Raw genomic sequence first — 2,747 nt, 5'->3', positions numbered from 1 at the left:
GGAATATCAAACGAAGTGGCAGCTTCATTTTTGGCATTCCGATATAACGATAATATTTGAGATTCCATAGTCAAGTTCCTTTCAGTGAACTAGGCAAATGAGCCAGTAAAACAATTATAACAACAAAGAAAGTATGTATAACCATGAGTAATGAAGTACAAGTTTTTGACAACTTAAAAGTCAAGGAAGTAAACGGACAAGTAATGTTCGATGCAGAGAGTGCAGCGATCGGGTTGGGAATTTTTGACAAGTCTCACGGTTACGAAAATGTTCGTTGGGAACGAGTTAACAAGTACTTAAAACTTTCCGCCACATCTGGCGGAAAAATCAACAAAGGCGATTTCATCACTGAACCACAATTTTATCGGTTAGCAATCAAGGCAAACAACGAAACGGCTGAACGATTCCAAGCATGGGTGACAGAAGAAGTCTTGCCAAGCATTCGCAAGCATGGCGCATATCTAACAAATGACAAGATTGAAGAAATTCTATTAAGCCCTGACACCTTAATCAAGGTAGCAACGGAATTAAAGAATGAGCGAGAGAAGAACGTACTGCTCACACAACAGGTTTCAGAGTCACGTCCTAAGGCTGATTACTATGACAAAATTATGCAATCAAAATCATTGGTAACCATCACACAAATTGCAAAAGATTATGGTTGGTCAGCTAAGCAAATGAACGACAAGTTACATGAGCTGGGCGTGCAATACAAAATTGGTGGTCAATGGGTGCTTTATTCAAAGTATCAAGATAAAGGATACACATTTAGTACAACAGTTGACATCACGAAAAAAGATGGAAGTAGTGACGTAAGGATGAATACTAAATGGACGCAAAAGGGTCGCGTATTCATTTACAACTTGCTAAAAGAAAATGACATCTTACCAACAATTGAAAGAGAGAATTAATCATGAATGAATACAAAACACACCCAGCATTACAAACTGACAACTATGTGCGAGTAACAACACTTGTACCTGATAAATACGGCATTATCCAATTATCTAATGATTTGCTAGTCGCTATGCATGAAGCGGATATGAGCAGCTTAAAAGATGACGCAACGGAAGATGTAAGTCTAAACGCAAGTGTCATAGATAACTTCACTCAACTAGCTGACGCAATGGAATATTTAGCTAAGGATATGGGTATTGAAGCTAAATTTAAATTTTAGAATGAACTTACAAACAGAATTGGAGGTATAGAGATGACAGAAATAAATATTCAACAAGATGTTCAACAACTAATCCATGATGTGTTGACTGACGACCAAATAAAAAGCAACCCAGAACTGATTACAGCAGTTACCGGATTGCTAACACAAGCATATTCATTAGGAATATTTCAGCACAAATTAAGGAATGATGAGGTTGAAATTAGTTGTGGACATAATTCAGATAAGCACGAATTAGAAACTCTTGGTGAATATCTCGCAAAAGAACGATGGCAAAAGTATATCAATACAATTAATCGGCGATTGATTCAAAAATCAAAATACTGATGCCCTGATGGTATCCCAACAATCAGTTAATCCATCTAATGATGACTGTTCTGTTGGCGTGATGAGAAATTCAAATTTAAATTTTGTTCCTCGTTTTAGAACAGACTTAAACGAATCATTGGTTTTTATAATTAATGCTCCTCCAAATGGAATAGCAAAACGATCATTTTGCTTAACAAAGATGGACTGAACTTCCTCTATTGTTACTTGTGAGGCATTATAGCTAATCAAATAAACCATGATAATTTTTCCTTTCGTTTCAATGTAGGGGAGAATTGCGACACTCACAAAATTAATTATAGCAATAAAGAAAGGAGGCAAAATATGCCAGATGACAATCGCAAAATCACGCAAAAAGAAGCGTGCAAGATTTTAGGGGTATGCGTGAACACTTTCAGATTTAAGATTAAACCCACTGAATTGTTCCAACGCAATGTCCCTGACAAAACACCTAATGTACGTACTATCACGTATTCATACCATGATGTGGTGCGTTTCAGTAAATTCAGCAATTGGTATTAGAGAGGGGTAAGACATGTTAGCAGAAGTGGCAATGTTCATTCAGTTATTAGGTATGGCGACACTAGCAGCGATTTTGCCAACGATTATCGTGATGGGTGCGATCTACCTAGCTTACACATACAGAGCGCAACTACTCGATATTTTACAAGGCATTTTGCGCATCATCTGCTGGTTAATTATTTGCCTAGTTGATGGTAAGGCAAAAGCTGACGGTATTAAAGTAAAGAAAATTTAAGGAGATATAAAATGCATCATTACATGACTAAATATACAGACAACAAGGATAACGAACACTACATAAGTTGGATTCAACTTAATTTATTCAACTTTACTTTCACGCTAAGCAAGCGCGAGTACGTCAATGGAGTGCGGATTGGAAAATAACGGAGGGTTAGGAAGATGTCACTAGCAGAAATAATCAACAATGGACTGCGTTCAAAAGGTAATAAAACACGCTATTGGTTAGCGAATGTAACGGGTGTCTCTATCGCAGCGTTATATGACGTTACGAACGGCAAACGAAATAGGTTGACGTTGCCAGCAATGGTGAAGGTATCCATTGCGTTAGACCTAGATTTAAACGAACTAAAAAAGATTGATTGGAAGTAGGCGGTCAACAGAGAGGAAATAACATGGCAGATTATGATATTGGATCAACAGGTGTAGGTAATTTACATCACGGCTTTTCAAAATCAAAAGACTTGGTGAGTTTACCAGTCAA

At 37.2% G+C, this 2,747-nt stretch carries 6 protein-coding genes; 5 read left to right on the top strand and 1 reads right to left on the bottom strand.

What is annotated here, in order from left to right; genetic code table 11:
* Positions 1-143 precede the first annotated feature (143 nt).
* From FFM62_RS09955 to FFM62_RS09945, 3 genes are read left to right on the top strand one after another with little or no spacing between them, the layout of a single operon-like run.
* Positions 144-911 (top strand): phage antirepressor KilAC domain-containing protein, encoded by a 768-nt coding sequence (locus FFM62_RS09955; RefSeq protein WP_115470255.1) that lies wholly within the window; start codon positions 144-146, stop codon positions 909-911.
* A 2-nt stretch (positions 912-913) separates the two neighbouring features.
* The gene (locus FFM62_RS09950; protein WP_115470256.1) at positions 914-1,177 is read left to right on the top strand and encodes a hypothetical protein; all 264 of its coding nucleotides are present in this window, start codon (positions 914-916) and stop codon (positions 1,175-1,177) included.
* A gap of 33 nt (positions 1,178-1,210) precedes the next feature.
* Positions 1,211-1,504 (top strand): hypothetical protein, encoded by a 294-nt coding sequence (locus FFM62_RS09945; RefSeq protein WP_115470257.1) that lies wholly within the window; start codon positions 1,211-1,213, stop codon positions 1,502-1,504.
* Here the strand turns inward: FFM62_RS09945 and FFM62_RS09940 are convergent.
* Positions 1,493-1,858, bottom strand: coding sequence for a hypothetical protein (locus FFM62_RS09940; RefSeq protein ID WP_133296290.1), 366 nt, complete (start codon positions 1,856-1,858; stop codon positions 1,493-1,495). The two genes, FFM62_RS09945 and FFM62_RS09940, sit on opposite strands and share 12 nt — an antisense overlap.
* A 181-nt stretch (positions 1,859-2,039) precedes the next feature.
* Here FFM62_RS09940 and FFM62_RS09935 point away from each other — a divergent pair, with 181 nt between their 5' ends.
* Both FFM62_RS09935 and FFM62_RS09930 read left to right on the top strand, forming a co-directional pair.
* Complete coding sequence (locus FFM62_RS09935; RefSeq protein WP_115470260.1) at positions 2,040-2,261, top strand: hypothetical protein; 222 nt, start codon at positions 2,040-2,042, stop codon at positions 2,259-2,261.
* Between the two features lie 164 nt (positions 2,262-2,425).
* Positions 2,426-2,635, top strand: a complete 210-nt coding sequence (locus tag FFM62_RS09930) for a hypothetical protein (RefSeq protein ID WP_115470261.1) — start codon at positions 2,426-2,428, stop codon at positions 2,633-2,635.
* Positions 2,636-2,747: the final 112 nt, after the last annotated feature.

It is taken from the genome of Weissella thailandensis (genome assembly GCF_005405465.1).
GTDB classification, from domain to species: Bacteria; Bacillota; Bacilli; order Lactobacillales; family Lactobacillaceae; genus Weissella; species Weissella thailandensis.
This window is presented reverse-complemented; position numbering and strand designations above follow the sequence as displayed.